The sequence below is a fragment of the Sphingosinicella soli genome (assembly GCF_014199685.1).
Lineage (GTDB): Bacteria > Pseudomonadota > Alphaproteobacteria > Sphingomonadales > Sphingomonadaceae > Sphingosinicella > Sphingosinicella soli.
Window position 1 is genome coordinate 85,581 of sequence record NZ_JACHNZ010000006.1, and the last position, 15,975, is coordinate 101,555.

Here is a 15,975-nt window from a genome sequence, read left to right on the forward strand (position 1 = left end):
TGCCAACACCACGGGATATGTGCCCCGCCCCTTCCGGTGTCAACGGCAGACATGTGAATTTTTTTGCAGCGCGGAGCCGTCCTTGGCGTTCAGGGTTTGAACCGCTAAACGGGACAGTCCCATTGAGGTAGTATTATGGCGATCGTTCGCGGCTTCTGGCGTTTTCTGGTGGGCATCAAGGATGCGCTCGCCCTGCTCTTCCTGCTCTTTCTCCTGTTCGGCTTCCTGGCGCTGCGACAAGGAACCGCCCAGATAAACGTGCCGCAGAACGGCGCGCTTGTGCTCAACATCAACGGCTATCTCGTCGATCAGGCGACCGACCCGGATCCGCTCACCATGCTGACCGGCGGCCAGAGGCTGCCCGGAGAGACCGAGGCGGGAGACGTGATTCACGCCATCAATGCGGCCGCAACGGACAAACGCATAACGTCGCTGGTGCTCGATCTTGACGGCTTCTGGGGCGGCGGTCTCGCCAACCTGCAATCGATCGGCTCCGCGCTGAATGCCTTCAAGACGAGCGGCAAGAAGGTCTACGCCTTTTCCTCGGCCTACCTCGATGACGGCTATTACCTCGCCGCACATGCCAACGAGGTTTGGCTCGCGCCGCTCGGCGCCGTGCTGCTCACCGGCCCCGGCGGATCGGGGCTTTATTTCAAGGACGCGCTCGACAAGCTCAAGGTCGATGTCAACGTGTTCCGGGTCGGCACCTTCAAATCGGCGGTGGAACCGTTCACACGCGCGGAAAGCTCACCCGAAGCGAAATCGGCCGATCAGGCGCTCGTCGACAGCCTCTGGGAAACGTGGATGACCGACGTCTCCACCCGCCGCAAAGGCGCACCCGTGCGGACCTACATGCAGGATCTGCCGCGCCTCCTCTCCGCCTCGGACGGCGGCTTCGCGCAGGCGGCGCTCAAGGGCGGCATGGTCGATCACATCGGCACGCGCGTGGCGTTCGGCGAGATGCTCGCCAAAACGGTCGGCACCGGCGATGCGGAAACGCCGGGCGGCTTCAACGGCATCGGGCTTGCGGACTATCATTATGCGCACAGCGGCGCGGGCCCGATCAGCAGCGGCGATGCCGTCGGCATCGTCTATGTTTCAGGCGAGATCGTCGATGGGGAGGCGCCCGCAGGCACGGCGGGCGGCGAAACCATCTCCGGTCTCGTCAATGAGGCGCTCGCGGACGACAGCATCAAGGCACTCGTCGTGCGCATCGACTCGCCCGGCGGGTCTGTGACCGCCTCGGAGCAGATCCGCGAGGCGCTGATGACGGCCAAAGCGCAGGGCCTGCCGGTCGTTGCCTCGTTCGGCCCGGTCGCTGCAAGCGGCGGCTACTGGATCGCGACGGCCGCCGACGAAATTTACGCGCAGCCTTCCACGATAACCGGGTCCATCGGCGTTTTCGCGATCATCCCGACCTTCCAGCGCACGCTTGCCGAACTCGGCGTTCATGCCGACGGGGTAAAGAGCACGCCCTTCTCCGGCGCGCCGGATGTGCTCGACGGTATCACCCCGGAAGTCGGCGCGCTGCTGCAAGCGTCGGTCGAGGACATGTACGGCCGCTTCCTGCGGATCGTGGGCACGGCCCGCAAGCTCCCCGTCGAACGCGTCGACGAGATCGGCCAGGGCCGCGTGTGGGACGGCGGCACGGCTCGGCAACTGAAACTGGTCGATCATTTCGGCGGTCTCGATGCCGCCGTTGCCGCCGCCGCCAAGCGCGCCGGACTGCCGAAAGAGGTCCGCACCGTGGAGATGGAAATCGCCCCGCCGATACCGCTGCAGATCCTGAACAGCCTGTTTTCGGCTGACGAAGGCGAATCAGCCCCGCCCGACGCGCTCACCAGGCTCGCGCGCACCCAGCAGCTCAGGAACCTTTCCACGCTCAAAGAAACGAGCATGATCGCCTCCGGCCCCTCAATGCAGGCGCGCTGCATCGCCTGTGCCGGGCTGCGGCCATCGCCCGCCGCAACGAAAACGCCGCCGCCCGCATGGCTGAAGTGGCTGCTTCGCTAAGCGGACAATCGGGTGACGGAGTACGCGCGACGTTCAAGACTGTGTGATCCGCGCAACAGCGTGATTATTTTGTCGATGTTAGCGCCCTGTTTGTCGAATCCGTACAATATGGGAACGCAGGGCCACTATATCTGAGGACGCAGCGGTGATGCCGCCGCGAGGGGCTGGGCAAAATGGACGAGGATGAAGGCCGTGAGCCAGTCTCTACGCATAACCGTCGGCGCGCTGATGTTGCTGCCCGTCGTCGTCGCTTTCCTGCTCAGCGGTTTCCCGGCGGCGGCCGCCAAGGACAAGGCCACGCCGCTCGCCGATCCGGGCGTTCACACACGTATTGACGAGAATGTCAGGCAGAGCTGCCGCAGCAAAACGCGCGGCAGTGTCGAGCATTCGATTTGCCTTGCGGAAGCGCGCAAGAATGCGTGGCGCGAGGCTGCTCAGGCACGGACGGACGACCGCAAGCAGCCCTCGCTTTCGCTGCGCTGAGCGAATATCGCTGTCTTTAACGGTCGGTTTCCACGGATCAGACGTGGATGGCCTTGCCTTCCACCGCCATGGCCGCTTCCTTGAGCGCTTCGGAATGCGTCGGGTGCGCGTGACAGGTGAGCGCGATATCCTCGCTTGAGGCGCCGAATTCCATCGCCTGCGCGGCCTGCGCAATCATCGTGCCCGCCAGGCTGCCGACGATGTGAACGCCCAGAACCCGGTCAGTCTTAGCGTCGGCGATCACCTTCACAAACCCGTCGGTGTCGCGGTTGGTCTTGGCGCGGCTGTTGCCGACGAAGGGAAACTTGCCGACCTTGACCTCCACGCCGGCGCTCTTCAGTTCGTCCTCGGTCTTTCCGACGCTTGCCGCCTCGGGCATCGTATAGACCACCGCCGGAATCACCTCGTGGTTCACATAGCCGACGCGGCCCGAGAGGAAGTCCGCAACCGCAACGCCTTCGTCTTCCGCCTTGTGTGCGAGCATGGGCCCGGGCGTGACATCGCCGATGGCGTAGATACCGTCCACGCCCGTCTCGAACTTGTGGCTGACCTCGATCTGGCCGCGCGCATTCAGTTTCACGCCCGCCTTTTCGAGATCGAGGCCATCGGTGTTCGGGCGGCGGCCGATCGAAACGAGTACGGCGTCCGCGTCCAGCGTTTCCGCCGTGCCGCCCGCAGCGGGCTCCACCGTCACGGCGGCCTTGCCCTTGACGACCTTTACGCCTGTGACCTTCGTTTCGGTGCGGAATGTCATGCCCTGCTTCTTCAGGAGGCGCGCCATTTCCTTGCGGACGTCGCCGTCCATACCGGGAAGAATCTGGTCCAGATACTCCACGACCGTGACCTTCGCGCCAAGGCGCAGCCATACCGAGCCAAGCTCCAGTCCGATGACGCCGCCGCCGATGACGACGAGATGGTCCGGCACCTTCGCGAAAGACAGCGCGCCCGTGGAATCGACGACGACCTTCTGGTCGATTTCGACACCCGGCAGCGGCGTTACCGACGAGCCCGTCGCGACGACGAACGCCTTCGCCGTGTAGGACGTGCCGTCGACGTCGATGCTCACCTTGCCCGTAAAGCGCGCATGGCCCTTCAGCCACGTCACCTTGTTCTTCTTGAAGAGGAACGCGATGCCGTCGGTGAGCCCCTTCACGGCCGTGAGCTTTTCTTCAAGCATCGCCTTCAGGTTCAGCTTCACGCCGGAGGTTTCGACCCCGAATTTCGCGAGGCTGCCGTCCGCGGCATGCGCATAAAGTTCGGATGCGTGGAGAAGCGCCTTCGACGGGATGCAGCCGACGTTCAGGCAGGTGCCGCCAAGCGTTTCGCGGCTTTCGACACAGGCCACCTTGAGCCCGTTCTGCGCAGCCCGAATCGCGGCGACATATCCGCCCGGGCCCGCGCCGATAACGATTACGTCGAACTCTTCAGCCATCGTCAACCTTGCCTGTTCTATGTGGGAGATCACGGATTCGTGCCGCTCTTACCGCAGTGGCTGGCGATTTAGAAGCGAACATGAAATGATAATGGAGGCGAAACGAATTTCATCGATTCGCGAGGGGGGTGTTCATCCGGCGTGACACGTATCGAGTTCATCAATCGCAGTTCGGCCTCGAACGTCGCGAGCCAGGTCAATCTGTTCGCGGCTCCGCTCCTGATTTTTCGTTGGGAAGAGGCCGAATACTGGCAGGCAGAGATCCTTGCAGCGATCGAAACGCGCCGCCGTGCCTCCAAAGGGATGCAGCGTACGAACATCGGCGGTTGGCACTCCAAGCGCGATCTTCCCGGCTGGCAGGACCGCGCGACGCGGATGCTGACGCACTGGGCCGCAGAGCGCGTCACCGACGCTACGGCAGCGTGGCGACAGGGCGAATCGCAACCCGCGCCGCGCCAATGGCGCATGGATGGCTGGGCCAACATCAATCCGCCCGGCGGCGCCTATAACAGGGCGCACGATCATGTGATGCTCAACTGGAACTGGTCGGCTTGCTACTACGTGTCCGGCGCGCCATCGACCGCGGATCAAGGCGGTGCGATCGTTTTCGAAGACCGGTGGAGCGGCGTGCAGACGCTGGAATCGGCGACGCGGCGCAGTTTCCGCTATGCGCCTTCCGACGGCGAGTTGCTGATGTGGCCCTCCTGGGTTTCGCACAGCGTCGAGCCGCACGAGGGGAGCGCGGACCGCGTTTCGATCGCCATGAATTTCCATAGCCCGTGGCTGGAACGCTCACGTTACTGGACGCACCGCCCCGGCTTCATGTGGCGCAACATGCCCTGGCTGATGCGCCCGCTTGCCCGCCTGCGCGGCAGCTGGGACCAGAGCCCGGAAGGCGCGCCGCCGGGCTTCGATATCAATATCGACGAGACCTTTTAGAGGTCCAGCACCAAGCGGGTCGGGTCTTCCAGCGCTTCCTTGACGCGCACGAGGAAGGTCACCGCCTCGCGGCCGTCGATCAGACGGTGATCGTAGCTGAGCGCGAGATACATCATCGGGCGCACGACGATCTGGCCGTCGCGCACAACGGGACGCTCTTCGATGCGGTGCATGCCGAGCACGCCGGACTGCGGCGGGTTGAGGATCGGCGTCGAGAGCAGCGAACCGAAGACGCCGCCGTTCGAGATGGTGAAGGTGCCGCCCTGCAGTTCATCGATCTTGAGCTGCCCGTCGCGCGCGCGGCGGCCGAAGTCCCCGATCGCCTTCTCGGTCTCCGCGAACGACAGCGCATCGGCATTGCGCAGGATCGGCACGACGAGGCCGCCGGGCGAGCTGACCGCGACGCCGATGTCGGCGTAGTTGCGATAGACGATCTCGTCGCCCTCGATCGCGGCGTTCACAGACGGCACGTCCTTCAGTGCAAGGCAGCAGGCCTTGGTGAAGAAGCTCATGAAGCCGAGGCGGACGCCGTGCTTCTTCTCGAACATGTCCTTGTAGCGGTCGCGCGCTTCCATCACCGCCGTCATGTCGACGTCGTTGAAGGTGGTGAGCATCGCGGCGGTGTTCTGCGCTTCCTTGAGGCGGCGCGCGATCGTCTGGCGCAGGCGCGTCATGCGCACGCGCTCTTCCTGGCGCGTACCGGCGGCAGGCGCCGAAGCGGCGGCCGCAGGCGCCGTTGCGGCGCTGCGCACGTCGCCCTTGGTCAGGCGTCCATCCTTGCCGGTGCCCTGAACGCTGGCAGCATCAACGCCCGTCTCGGCGAGCGCGACGGTGACCGCCGGCGACTGCTTCGCGCCGGACGGTGCCGGAGCGGCGGCCTTTGCGGGCGCGGGTTCGGCGGACTTTGCCGCAGCCTTGGCGGGAGCGGCGCCTTTGCCAGCTTCGAGGCGCGCGATCACGGCGCCGACGTTCACGGTATCGCCCACGGCGGCGAGCTGCTCCGAGAGCACGCCTGCCGAGGGCGCCGGAACCTCGACCGCGACCTTGTCGGTTTCGAGACTGACGATCGGCTCATCCGCGTTCACGGCCTCGCCCGGCTTTTTCAGCCATTCGCCGACAGTGGCTTCGGTGATCGATTCACCAAGCGCGGGGATAACGACGTCGATAGCCATGATGTCTCCTTAACCTTCGATATCGTGGCCGAGCGCCTGCGCCACGAGCTTTTTCTGTTCGGCGGCATGACGCTTGGCAAGGCCTGTCGCAGTCGCAGCGGCGGCGGCGCGGCCCGCGTACACGGGTTCCGCCTTCACACCGGCTTCCTTGAGCGCGCATTCCAGATAGGACCGCACGAAGCTCCAGCTGCCCGCGTTCTTCGGCTCTTCCTGCGCCCATACGACCGTTTTCAGCGCCTTCATGCGCTTCAGACGAATGACCAGCGCTTCGAGCGGGAACGGGTAGATCTGTTCGATGCGGACGATCGATGTCGCCTTGTCACCCGCAGCGTCGCGCGCGTCGGCGAGATCGTAGTAGACCTTGCCCGAGCAGAGCACGAGCCGCTCGATCTTCCCGTCGGCGGGCGGATTCGTGTCCGACTTGATCCGCATGAAGTGCGAATCATCGGTGAACTCCTCGATCCGCGAAACCGCCGATTTGTGCCGGAGCAGCGACTTGGGCGTCATGATGATGAGCGGTTTGCGGAACGGGCGCAGCATCTGGCGGCGGAGCACGTGATAATAGTTCGCCGGCGTCGTGATGTTGCAGACCTGCATATTGTCTTCGGCGCAGAGCTGAAGGTAACGCTCCAGCCGTGCAGAGGAGTGCTCCGGCCCCTGCCCTTCGTATCCGTGCGGCAGCAACAGCACGAGGCCGTTGGCGCGCAGCCACTTGATCTCGCCGCTGGCGATGAACTGGTCGATGATGACCTGCGCGCCGTTGGCGAAATCGCCGAACTGCGCTTCCCACAGCACCAGAGTCTTGGGATCGGTGAGCGAATAGCCGTATTCGAAACCAAGCACGCCGAACTCGCTGAGCGGCGAATCGAATACCTTGAAGCGCGGGTTCATCTCGTGGAGCGGGATATATTTGCTGCCGGTCTTCTGATCGAGCCACGCGGCGTGGCGCTGGCTGAACGTGCCGCGCGCGGAATCCTGCCCGGATAGCCGAATGCCGAAACCGTCCTGAAGCAGCGTGCCGAAGGCGAGCGCTTCCGCGGTCGCCCAATCGATCCCCTCTCCTTTTCCGATCGTCTCGCCGCGCGCGGCGATGACGCGCTTGAGCGTGGGATGGATCGAGAACCCCGGCGGAACCGTGGTCAGCACCTTGGCGATCTCTTCAATGCGATCGGACGGCACGCCGGTATCCGCCGAGCGGCGCGCGGTCTCCGGATCGGCGGGACGGCCAAGGCCTTCCCAGCGGCCCTCGAACCAATCCGCTTTATTGGGCTTGTAGCCCGGCGCCGCTTCGAAATCGCTTTCGAGCCGATCGACGTACGTTTTCATCGCGTCGTCGACCCAGGCCTGGTCGATCACACCCTCGGCGACGAGGCGCTGCGCGTAAACCTCGCTGACCTTGGGCTTGCTCTTGATGACTGTGTACATCAGCGGCTGCGTGAAGCTCGGCTCGTCACCCTCGTTGTGGCCGAAACGGCGGTAGCACCACATGTCGATCACAACGTCGCGGTTGAACTTCTGCCGGAACTCGGTGGCCACCTTGGTGGCGAAGGTGACGGCTTCGGGATCGTCGCCGTTCACGTGGAAGATCGGCGCCTGCACGGTGCGCGCCACGTCTGACGGATAGGGCGAGGAGCGCGCGAACTGCGGGCTCGTGGTGAAGCCGATCTGGTTGTTGATGATGAAGTGGACGGTTCCGCCCGTGTTGTAGCCGTCGAGGCCCGAGAAGCCGAGACATTCGGCGATAATACCCTGCCCCGCGAACGCTGCGTCGCCGTGCAGCAGCAGCGGCAGCACCTCGTCCCGCTCCACGTCGCCGCGAAGGTGCTGGGCTGCGCGCACCTTGCCGAGCACGACCGGGTTCACCGCTTCGAGGTGCGAAGGGTTCGGCGTCAGTGACAAATGGACGGGATTGCCGTCGAAGTCGCGGTCCGTCGAGGTGCCGAGGTGGTACTTCACATCGCCCGAACCGCCGACGTCGTCGGGGTTCGACGAGCCGCCCGCGAATTCGTGGAAGATCGCCTGGAACGGCTTCTGCATGACGTTCGCGAGCACGTTGAGGCGCCCGCGATGCGCCATACCGATGACGATTTCCTTCACGCCGCCCGCGCCCGCATACTTGATGACGCTTTCAAGCGCAGGCGCCATCGCCTCGCCGCCATCGAGGCCGAACCGCTTCGTGCCGACGTACTTGCGGCCGAGGAAGTTTTCGAACTGCTCGGCTTCGATGATCTTGTTGAGGATCGCCTTCTTGCCCTGCGGCGTGAAGTGGATCTCGGCGTTGCGGCCTTCGATCCGCTCCTGGATGAAGCGGCGTTCTTCCAGATCGTTGATGTGCATGTACTCGACGCCGACATGCTCGCAGTAATTGTGCTTCAGCACTTCGACGAGCGCAGCGATCGTCGTTTCTTCGAAGCCCATCACGCCACCGAGATAGACGGTGCGGTTCTGCGCTTCGCCGACGAAACCGTGATATTCGGGCGTCAGTTCCTCGGGGAACGGGCGCTCGGCAAGGCCGAGCGGGTCGAGCTGCGCCGCAAGGTGCCCGCGCACGCGGTAGGTGCGGATCAGCGTCATCGCGCGGATCGCATCGTCCGCCGCCTGCTTGATCTCTTCGGCGGAGGGCGCGGCAGCCGCAGCGACACCCTTCTTCGCCGGTATTTTCGCGTCCGGCGTCATCTGCGTCGGATCGAGCGCCGCCGTCAGATCGTCGGTGGTGGTGTCAGGCCAGCCCTTGCGCTGCCAGGATGGCCCGGAAGCAGCGCTTTCCAGCCCAGCGAAATGGCGCTGCCACTCCGCATCGACGGACGCCGGATTGGCTGAATACTGGCGATAAAGGTTTTCAACGAACGAGGCGCTGACGCCTTCGAGAGTGGAGGGAGGCTGTCCTTCGAAACCCATGATTCCTGTCATTCCTGGTGTGCGGAGGATCCTGCGCGCCTCCCTACGCAGGACATCCCTAAAAAGCACCTAAAAACTTGACAATTCGATCAGCCCTTATTGACCGAGCACCCGCGCAAGCGTGGTGCCGAGTTCGGACGGGCTCGGAGAGACGACGATGCCCGCCGCTTCCATCGCCTTGATCTTGTCTTCAGCGCCGCCCTTGCCGCCCGAAACGATGGCGCCTGCATGGCCCATGGTGCGTCCCTTCGGGGCGGTGCGGCCCGCGATGAAGCCCACCATCGGCTTCTTGATCGGGTGCGATTTCAGGAACTCGGCCGCGTCTTCCTCGGCCGAGCCGCCGATTTCACCGATCATGATGATGGATTTGGTGTCGGGGTCGTTCAGGAACAAGTCCAGCACGTCGATGAAGTTGGTGCCGTTCACCGGATCGCCGCCGATGCCGACCGCGCTCGTCTGGCCGAGGCCGACCGCCGTCGTCTGGTGCACCGCTTCATAGGTGAGCGTGCCGGAGCGGGAGACGACGCCGACAGAGCCCTTCTTGAAGATGGAGCCCGGCATGATGCCGATCTTGCATTCGTCGGGCGTCAGCACGCCGGGGCAGTTCGGGCCGATGAGCCGCGACTTCGAGCCCGAGAGCGCGCGCTTCACCGGCACCATGTCGAGCACCGGAATGCCTTCGGTGATGCAGATGATGAGCGGCACTTCCGCCTCGATGGCCTCCAGGATCGAATCCGCCGCGAACGCGGGCGGCACGTAGACGACGCTGGCGTCGGCCTTCGTTACGTCCATCGCCTCGCGCATCGTGCCGAACACGGGAAGGCCGAGATGCTGCTGGCCGCCCTTGCCCGGAACCACGCCGCCGACCATCTTCGTGCCGTAGGCGATGGCGGCTTCGGTGTGAAACGTCGCGGTCGCGCCGGTGAGGCCCTGACAGAGAACCTTGGTGTTCTTGTTGATGAGAATGCTCATGGGGTCAGGCTGCCTTCTTCACTTGCGCCACGATCTTCTTCGCCGCGTCGCCGAGGTTGTCGGCGCTGACGATCGGCAGGCCGCTGTCGGCGAGGATCTGCTTGCCGAGTTCGACGTTCGTGCCTTCGAGGCGAACGACGAGCGGAACCGAGAGGTTCACCTCGCGCGCCGCCGCCACGATGCCTTCCGCGATGATGTCGCAGCGCATGATGCCGCCGAAGATGTTGACGAGGATGCCCTCGACTGCCGGATCATTGAGGATGATCTTGAACGCCGCCGTCACCTTCTCCTTGGTGGCGCCGCCGCCGACGTCGAGGAAGTTGGCGGGCTCGGCGCCGTTCAGCTTGATGATGTCCATCGTCGCCATGGCGAGGCCTGCGCCGTTCACCATGCAGCCGATGTTGCCGTCGAGCTTCACGTAGGCGAGGTCGTACTTCGACGCCTCGATCTCCATTGCGTCCTCTTCGCTGAGGTCGCGCAGTTCCATGATGTCCGGGTGGCGGAACAGCGCGTTGCCGTCGAAGCCCATCTTGGCGTCGAGCACGATGAGCTTGCCGTCCGTCGTCTCGACGAGCGGGTTCACTTCAAGGAGCGCGGCGTCGGTGGTCTTGAATGCCGTGTAGAGCTGCTGCGCGATCTTGGCGGCCTGCTTGGCGAGGTCGCCTTCCAGCTTCAGCGCCGCCGCGATGCCGCGGCCATGGTGGGGCATGAAGCCCGAGGCCGGGTCGATGCTGATCGTGTGGATCTTCTCGGGCGTGTGCTCGGCGACTTCCTCGATGTCCATGCCACCTTCGGTGGAGACCACGAAAGCGATGCGGCCGACAGCGCGGTCCACGAGCAGCGAGAGGTAGTATTCCTTTGCGATCGGTGCGCCCGCTTCGATGTAGAGGCGGTTCACCTGCTTGCCGGCATCACCCGTCTGGTGTGTCACGAGCACGCGGCCCAGCATCTCGGCGGCGTTCGTCTTCACCTCTTCAACCGACTTGACGACGCGGACGCCGCCCTTGGCGTCTGCACCGAGGCCGTTGAAGCGGCCCTTGCCGCGTCCGCCCGCATGGATCTGCGACTTCACGACATAGACGGGTCCGGGAAGCTGCTTCGCCGCCGCCTCGGCCTCTTCAGCTGTGAAGGCCGGAAAACCGGCAGAAATCGGCGCACCGAACTTCGCCAGCAGCTGCTTGGCTTGATACTCGTGGATATTCATCAGCGATCCTTATTTCAGCGAGCTGTCGAGGTTGCGGCAGGCGTCCATCAGTTCCTTCACCGCGTTCACCGACACGTCGAAGTTGGCCTTGGCCTCACCCTTCAGCTCGATCTCCACGATCTTCTCGACGCCGTTCGCGCCGATGACGATCGGCACGCCGACGTACATGTCCTTGATGCCGTATTCGCCCGAAAGGAACGCCGCGCACGGCAGCAGCCGGCGCTTGTCCTTCAGGTAGGAGTCGGCCATCGCGATCGCCGACGACGCCGGGGCGTAGTAGGCGGAGCCGTTGCCGAGCAGGCCGACGATCTCGCCGCCGCCAGAGCGCGTGCGCGCTACGATCGCGTCGATCTTTTCCTGCGTGGACCAGCCCATCTTGATGAGATCCGGCACCGGGATGCCCGCGACGGTCGAGTATTCGACCACCGGCACCATCGTGTCGCCGTGGCCGCCGAGCACGAAGGCGGTGACGTCCTCGACCGAGACGTTGAACTCTTCGGCGAGGAAGTGGCGGAAGCGCGCCGAGTCGAGCACGCCGGCCATGCCGACGACCTTGTTCGCGGGAAGGCCCGAGAACTCGCGCAGCGCCCAGACCATCGCATCCAGAGGATTGGTGATGCAGATCACGAAAGCGTCCGGCGCGTGCGCCTTGATGCCCTCGCCCACCGCCTTCATCACTTTCAGGTTGATGCCGAGCAGGTCGTCGCGGCTCATGCCGGGCTTGCGCGGCACGCCCGCGGTGACGATGCAGACGTCCGCGCCTGCGATGTCGGCGTAGTCGCTGGTGCCCTTCAGGCGCGCGTCGAAGCCCTCGACCGGAGCGGACTGCGCGAGATCGAGCGCCTTGCCCTTGGGCATGCCGTCGGCGATATCGAACAGGACGACGTCGCCCAGTTCCTTCATGCCGACGAGGTGTGCGAGCGTGCCGCCGATCATTCCGGCGCCGATCAGAGCAATTTTATTGCGTGCCATGGGTCTCTCTCACTGAGGGCGATGCGTGGAACGCCGACCGGACGACCGGCGAATGCGCGCAACCCGATAGACGCTGAATCGCGGCGCTGCAACCGTTCGTGACGGCATTTCCCGGCAAATTTCTCATCGCTGTGTGCGACGCAGCAAATCAGGCTATTCGGCGCGAACGCCGTGACCTTCCGCCAGATAGTCCGCCGACTGCATTTCCATCAGGCGTGAAACCGTCCGCTCGAACTCGAATGCGCTGTCCCCGGCGGGATAAAGTTCGGTCGGCGGCGCGTCCGCCCCCATCAGCAGCTTTACCCGGTAATCGTAAAGCGCATCGACGAGCGCGATGAAGCGCGTCGCCTCGTTGCGCTTCTCCGGCCCCATCTTGGGCACGCCGACGACGATCACCGTGTGATAGTGCCGCGCCACCGCCAGATAGTCGGCGGCGCCCCGCGCCTCCCCGCACAGCCGCTTGAACGAAAAGACAGCGACGCCTTTCAGCGATTTCGGCACGTGCAATGTGCGCCCGCCGCCGACGTCGAGCGTTTCGGTGGGCACATGCGCGCGGTCCTCGGGCGGATAGTCGGTCAAGCGGAAGAACGCCTCGGCAAGCGCCGCCGTCGTCTCCGGGCCGTTTGGAACATGGTACGTGGGCATGCCGGCGAGGCGGTCCATACGGTAATCGGTCGGGCCGTTGAGGCTGACGACATCCAGTTCACGCTCGATGAGCGCGATGAACGGCAGGAACAGATCGCGGCTGAGCCCGTCCTTGTAGAGGTCGCGCGGCGGCCGGTTCGAGGTGGCGACCACCGTAACACCGGCGCCGAGAATCGCCGTGAACAGCCGCGACAGGATCATCGCATCGGCGACGTTCGTCACCTGCAACTCGTCGAAGGCGAGCAGGCGCACGTCCCTCGCGATATCGTCGGCGACGCGCGCGATGGGGTCGTCGACGTTGCTTTCGCGCCATTTGTGCAGCGCGGCGTGAACCTCGATCATGAAGGCGTGGAAATGCACGCGCCGCTTCGGGATCGACGGCGCCGCTGTGTAGAACAGATCCATCAGCATGGACTTGCCGCGCCCCACCGCACCCCACATGTAGATGCCGCGCGGAGACGTTTCATCGCCTTTGCCGAAAAGCCGCGACAGCAGCCCGCCGCGGGGCCGGACCTTGCGAAGCTCCGCTTCCAGCCGGCCGAGCCGCGCCGCCGCCGCCGCCTGATCGGGATCCGGCTTCAATTCGTTCGCCGCGACCAGCGCGCGGTACGCCTGCACGACACTCAACGCGGCGCCACCTTCCTCAGCACGCCGGAAAACGATGCGATGGGGCCGTTCTGTTCGACCATCCCGCGCAGGAACAGCAGCTTTCCAGTCTCGCGCGTCACCTCGCCGTGTGCGAAGATCTCTTCGCCCGGCACGCCGCCGCCCAGGAATTCCGTGTTGCAGGTCAAGGTGACGGCGCGGTGCGTGACAAGGCGCGGTGACGCGATGGCGAACAGCGCCTGATCGATGAACGCCATGACATAACCCCCGTGCAGCCGGTCCTGCATATTGGTGTGCCGGCGTCCGGTTTCGGTGCGAACCTCGGTCGATCCGTCATCGCGCTGACGAAAGCAGATCGCCCCGATCAGGTCCGAGAACCGCCCCTCATCGGTCTGGCGCCAGCGCGTCCAGCCGGCGAGCGGCCCTTCGGCAATCTCTATTGTGGGCATCGGGCGTGCGTCAGCCCTTTCGCGGCTGCCCCGGGCGGGTCAGCTTGCGCTCGATCGCCGTCACCAGCCTGCCGAACTCCGCCGTCTCGGGCGAATCAGGTGCGATCTCGGCGAGCGGCAGACAGTAGACCGCCATCTCCTCGACCTTGCTGGAATAGGGAATGGCGTGAACATCGGGGCAGGCTTCCAGCGTCTCGCGGTGCAGCGCGCGGCGTTTATCGACCATCGTGAATACCGGAAGCACCGGCGGCTGGCCCTTGTGATGCCGCGCCAGATGCTCGGCAAGCTGTTCGTTGGTGCGCGCCGAAAGCGGCGACATCGTCATCGGCTCGACGATGAGATCGGCAGCGCGGAACACCTGTTCGGCAAGCAGGCCGAAGCCCGGCGGGCAATCCAGCACGACACGATCATATTCACCCGCAATCGCCGCGAGACGCCTGGCGAGCAGCTTCGCACGCTGCGATTCAACGAGTTGAACATCGAGCTTTCGGAGCGATTCGTCCGCCGCCAGCACATCGAGACCCGGCCACTTGCTCGGTACGATGTAGGCCTCGATGTCGCCGCCGCCGGTTCCGGCGAACAGCTTGCGGGCCTTCTTGCTGGGTTCGACCTGCAAGAGATCCGAGGCCGCGCCCTGCGCGTCGAGATCCCACAGCAGCGTGCGCCGCTTGGCGCGGGTTGCAAGAAGATGCGCGACGTTGACGGCCACCGAGGTTTTGCCGACACCGCCCTTGAGGCTGAAGACTGCTATGATTTTCATGCTGCTCCGCCGTTGACGTGCTGTTTTTCCATGCCACTCATGTGGCATTTGTAAGCCACCTAGCCAACAGGGGAATCGCCGCCGATGTCAATGCAGCCCAGCTTCGACCGTCGCAGCCTCATCGGCGGAATCGCCGCTTTCGGCGGTCTCGCCTTGCTTCCGGGCTGCACGGCCACGCCCGCTCGCGTTGAAACCGCTGCAGCGCCCGTGCGCTCCTGGACGGCACTGAAGGCGCTCGCCGACCGCTATGTGGCGCAGCGCAAGGTGGCAGGCATGATCATCGGCGTCGGCACGGGCGATGCGCCCGCCGTCTATACGGGCGCGGGCGCGCTCGGCTTGTTGCGCGACACACCGGTCGATGCCAAAAGCATCTGGCGCATTTATTCCATGACAAAGCCGGTTACCGGCGTGCTTGCCGCGCAGTTGATCAGCGAGGGCAAACTGGGCCTCGATCAGCCGATCGCCGAAATCATTCCCGCATTCAGGGCCATGAAAGTGGCAACCGATCCCGCACGCAGCCTGGAAGTGCGCGCCGCCAGCGGCCCTATCACGGTGCGCCATCTGCTGACACATACCGCCGGACTTACCTACCACTTCCAGCCGGGCGCCGTGGGCAAGGCCTATCGCCGGTTCGGCCTGATGCCGGGCACCCGCACAGTGGGCCGCGAGGCGGGCGACGGCGAATCGCCGGGCAGCCTGCAGGCGTTCGCAAACGCGGTCGCAGAGCTGCCCCTCGTCGCGGATCCCGGCACGACGTGGCATTATTCCATCGCGCTCGACGTGCTCGGCGCCGTTATCGAGAAGGCGGCGGGAAAGCCGTTCGAAACCGTGATGCAGGAACGCCTGCTGACGCCGCTCGCCATGCACGACACCGGCTTCGCGGTGCCCGCCGCCGCGATGAACCGCTTTGCCACCAATTATCTGCTGCAAAGCAACAATCTGGTGCCCATCGATACGCCGCCGAGAACCGAATATGCGGTCCCCGCGAGCTTTCCGGCGGGCGGTGGCGGGCTCGTTTCAACGGCGGCCGATTACATGCGCTTCATGCGCATGGTCGCCAACGGCGGCCGGGACGGCACCGCGCAGATCATTTCCCCCGAAGCGGCGAAGCTCACGGTTTCGAACCTGCTTCCCGCGGGGGTCTTTTATGAAGGCAATCAAGGCTATGGAGCGGGCGGGCGCGTGGTGATAGCGCCCGGACCGGGGCTCATCCCCGGCAGCTACGGCTGGGGCGGCGCGGCGGGAACGCTCGCTTCGGCGCTGCCCGCGCAGAAACTCAGCATCGTGCTGATGACGCAGTACATGCCGCAACAGGCGTATCCGCTCGCCCAGGATCTAGGTGTTTAGTCCCTCGTTTTGATGGTGCGGTTCTCTGATAAACCGTTTTGGCTGCTCGGACCATATTTTGCAGACATATTCATATGGGGTGA

The 15,975-nt window shown here is 64.6% G+C and carries 13 protein-coding genes; 4 read left to right on the top strand and 9 right to left on the bottom strand.

Annotation, left to right across the window (positions count from 1 at the left end; genetic code table 11):
• Positions 1–135 precede the first annotated feature (135 nt).
• The gene (gene sppA / locus GGQ98_RS04005) at positions 136–2,013 is read left to right on the top strand and encodes a signal peptide peptidase SppA (RefSeq protein WP_184065441.1); all 1,878 of its coding nucleotides are present in this window, start codon (positions 136–138) and stop codon (positions 2,011–2,013) included.
• A 192-nt stretch (positions 2,014–2,205) separates the two neighbouring features.
• Positions 2,206–2,496: a hypothetical protein gene (locus tag GGQ98_RS04010; RefSeq protein ID WP_184065444.1), complete on the top strand. Its 291-nt coding sequence runs from the start codon at positions 2,206–2,208 to the stop codon at positions 2,494–2,496.
• A 37-nt stretch (positions 2,497–2,533) separates the two neighbouring features.
• Here the strand turns inward: GGQ98_RS04010 and lpdA are convergent, their stop codons facing one another.
• Positions 2,534–3,928 (bottom strand): dihydrolipoyl dehydrogenase, encoded by a 1,395-nt coding sequence (lpdA, locus tag GGQ98_RS04015; protein ID WP_184065447.1) that lies wholly within the window; start codon positions 3,926–3,928, stop codon positions 2,534–2,536.
• A 141-nt stretch (positions 3,929–4,069) separates the two neighbouring features.
• On the opposite strand from lpdA, the gene GGQ98_RS18770 reads away from it, so the two are divergent.
• A complete protein-coding gene (locus tag GGQ98_RS18770) occupies positions 4,070–4,867 on the top strand; it encodes a putative 2OG-Fe(II) oxygenase (RefSeq protein ID WP_184065450.1) in 798 nt (265 codons plus the stop codon).
• On the opposite strand, the gene odhB is transcribed toward GGQ98_RS18770, so the two are convergent.
• From odhB to GGQ98_RS04060, 8 genes are all read right to left on the bottom strand, one after another.
• Entirely contained in the window at positions 4,864–6,039 is a 1,176-nt protein-coding gene (odhB, locus tag GGQ98_RS04025) for a 2-oxoglutarate dehydrogenase complex dihydrolipoyllysine-residue succinyltransferase (protein WP_184065451.1), read from the bottom strand. The two genes, GGQ98_RS18770 and odhB, sit on opposite strands and share 4 nt — an antisense overlap.
• A 9-nt stretch (positions 6,040–6,048) precedes the next feature.
• Positions 6,049–8,937 carry a 2-oxoglutarate dehydrogenase E1 component gene (locus GGQ98_RS04030; RefSeq protein WP_184065454.1) on the bottom strand — a complete coding sequence of 963 codons (2,889 nt, stop codon included), beginning with the start codon at positions 8,935–8,937 and terminating at the stop codon, positions 6,049–6,051.
• Positions 8,938–9,033: 96 nt separating this feature from the next.
• Entirely contained in the window at positions 9,034–9,909 is an 876-nt protein-coding gene (gene sucD / locus GGQ98_RS04035) for a succinate--CoA ligase subunit alpha (RefSeq protein WP_184065457.1), read from the bottom strand.
• Between the two features lie 4 nt (positions 9,910–9,913).
• Complete coding sequence (sucC, locus tag GGQ98_RS04040; protein WP_184065460.1) at positions 9,914–11,113, bottom strand: ADP-forming succinate--CoA ligase subunit beta; 1,200 nt, start codon at positions 11,111–11,113, stop codon at positions 9,914–9,916.
• Between the two features lie 9 nt (positions 11,114–11,122).
• The gene (gene mdh, locus GGQ98_RS04045) at positions 11,123–12,085 is read right to left on the bottom strand and encodes a malate dehydrogenase (RefSeq protein WP_184065463.1); all 963 of its coding nucleotides are present in this window, start codon (positions 12,083–12,085) and stop codon (positions 11,123–11,125) included.
• A 153-nt stretch (positions 12,086–12,238) separates the two neighbouring features.
• Positions 12,239–13,357 (bottom strand): cell division protein ZapE, encoded by a 1,119-nt coding sequence (gene zapE, locus GGQ98_RS04050; protein ID WP_184065466.1) that lies wholly within the window; start codon positions 13,355–13,357, stop codon positions 12,239–12,241.
• On the bottom strand, positions 13,354–13,785 hold the full coding sequence (locus GGQ98_RS04055; protein WP_184065469.1) for a PaaI family thioesterase: 432 nt from the start codon (positions 13,783–13,785) through the stop codon (positions 13,354–13,356). Before GGQ98_RS04055 ends, zapE begins: the two co-directional genes overlap by 4 nt.
• A gap of 10 nt (positions 13,786–13,795) precedes the next feature.
• Positions 13,796–14,545, bottom strand: a complete 750-nt coding sequence (locus GGQ98_RS04060; RefSeq protein ID WP_184065472.1) for a ParA family protein — start codon at positions 14,543–14,545, stop codon at positions 13,796–13,798.
• Positions 14,546–14,629: 84 nt separating this feature from the next.
• Here GGQ98_RS04060 and GGQ98_RS04065 point away from each other — a divergent pair, with 84 nt between their 5' ends.
• Positions 14,630–15,892 (top strand): serine hydrolase domain-containing protein, encoded by a 1,263-nt coding sequence (locus GGQ98_RS04065; protein WP_184065474.1) that lies wholly within the window; start codon positions 14,630–14,632, stop codon positions 15,890–15,892.
• The last annotated feature ends 83 nt before the right edge of the window (positions 15,893–15,975 follow it).

Excerpts from the sequence above, each read along its gene's own strand:
- GGQ98_RS04055 (WP_184065469.1), bottom strand. The coding sequence starts at position 13,785 with ATGCCCACAATAGAGATTGCCGAAGGGCCGCTCGCCGGCTGGACGCGC.
- sucD (WP_184065457.1), bottom strand. The coding sequence starts at position 9,909 with ATGAGCATTCTCATCAACAAGAACACCAAGGTTCTCTGTCAGGGCCTC.
- GGQ98_RS04030 (WP_184065454.1), bottom strand. The coding sequence starts at position 8,937 with ATGGGTTTCGAAGGACAGCCTCCCTCCACTCTCGAAGGCGTCAGCGCC.
- mdh (WP_184065463.1), bottom strand. The coding sequence starts at position 12,085 with ATGGCACGCAATAAAATTGCTCTGATCGGCGCCGGAATGATCGGCGGC.
- GGQ98_RS04060 (WP_184065472.1), bottom strand. The coding sequence starts at position 14,545 with ATGAAAATCATAGCAGTCTTCAGCCTCAAGGGCGGTGTCGGCAAAACC.
- sucC (WP_184065460.1), bottom strand. The coding sequence starts at position 11,113 with ATGAATATCCACGAGTATCAAGCCAAGCAGCTGCTGGCGAAGTTCGGT.
- lpdA (WP_184065447.1), bottom strand. The coding sequence starts at position 3,928 with ATGGCTGAAGAGTTCGACGTAATCGTTATCGGCGCGGGCCCGGGCGGA.
- sppA (WP_184065441.1), top strand. The coding sequence starts at position 136 with ATGGCGATCGTTCGCGGCTTCTGGCGTTTTCTGGTGGGCATCAAGGAT.
- odhB (WP_184065451.1), bottom strand. The coding sequence starts at position 6,039 with ATGGCTATCGACGTCGTTATCCCCGCGCTTGGTGAATCGATCACCGAA.
- GGQ98_RS04065 (WP_184065474.1), top strand. The coding sequence starts at position 14,630 with ATGTCAATGCAGCCCAGCTTCGACCGTCGCAGCCTCATCGGCGGAATC.